1 protein-coding gene and 1 pseudogene are annotated in these 1,189 nt (G+C 41.9%); both read left to right on the top strand.

The window, feature by feature from the left end; all coding sequences use genetic code 11:
- Positions 1 to 368: 368 nt before the first annotated feature.
- A pseudogene (locus tag F6K22_RS41280) lies at positions 369 to 899 on the top strand (NB-ARC domain-containing protein).
- Positions 824 to 1,075: a transposase gene (locus tag F6K22_RS42960; RefSeq protein WP_363275588.1), complete on the top strand. Its 252-nt coding sequence runs from the start codon at positions 824 to 826 to the stop codon at positions 1,073 to 1,075. Before F6K22_RS41280 ends, F6K22_RS42960 begins: the two are co-directional and overlap by 76 nt.
- Positions 1,076 to 1,189: the final 114 nt, after the last annotated feature.

Here is a 1,189-nt window from a genome sequence, read left to right as displayed (position 1 = left end):
AGCTTTAACAATCTCGGCATGGCGTTCGCGGAGCGTTGCGGAGCGCAGTATCGCCCAACTCTTACTATTTATCCCTTAATTTATCAGGTTTAATTTTATTATACCGATGCTACCGGATTTGATATTAAACCTGTTGCTATTCCAGCAGACCACAACTCTATTGCTAAATGTCAAAAAAATGATTTGGTTTATGATTGTGTAAAAAAGTTTGTGGAGAAATATTTGGTGCCTCCACTTATACGACAACCATTAGAACTAGAGTATTCCAAGCACCACCACTCCCCACATACTATGTAGATCGCCCAGAATACAGCGACAATTTAAAGGCTAACCTACTGACAAATTCATCGGATACGCGAGCTATTGTGATGACTGCTATCCACGGTTTGGGTGCTGTGGGTAAGTCTACTCTGGCAACGGCTTTAGCTTATGATGAGGAGGTACAATCTCGTTTTGCTGATGGTATTCTCTGGGTGACATTAGGTCAAGAGCCTAATATTTTGCTTTAGCTGAGTCGTTGGGTGCAACTATTGGGTGACTATAATTTTAAGCCTACAAGTGTCGAGGCAACTGCTAATCATTTGCGGACGTTGCTTTATGATAAGGCTGTGTTATTTGTTGTGGATGATGCTTGGAGTACAGACCATGCTAAAATTTTTAATTTGGGAGGTCCGCGCTGTCAGGTTTTGGTGACGACCAGGGAAAAGGCGATAGCTGATGTTTTAGATGCTGAAATTTACAGTTTGGAAGGGCTTTGTTGTACAAAGGAAGGAAATAGGGTAAAAATAATAGTGCATGGCACGAAAAACCTACACCGAAGTAGATACTCGTTAAGTCCAAGTCCAAGTCTAAGTCCAAGTACCGGGTTAGTAACTGGTCTGAATATGATGCTTCCCTAAAGCACAGAGGTAGCCTGACATTTTGGCTCAGTCGTGAAGTAATAGAGCAGTGGGTAAGCCAACAGAAAACAGGAGGTAGGGGAGCATCGAATAGTTATAGTGATGTGGCTATTGAATTAATGGTCTGTGTGAGTAGCTTGTTTAGATTAGCGTATGGGACAGACCTCACGGGGTGACAAGCTAGTTGAAAGCTATATATAGAGACGAATTTGCGTTCGGGAACTGAAGAATACTTCAACTAAAATCAAACTCTTATTGAGAATGAATGAGGTGTAGTGCGTTAGCTCTTC

Source organism: Okeania sp. SIO2F4, assembly GCF_010672385.1.
Lineage (GTDB): Bacteria > Cyanobacteriota > Cyanobacteriia > Cyanobacteriales > Microcoleaceae > Trichodesmium.
This window is presented reverse-complemented; position numbering and strand designations above follow the sequence as displayed.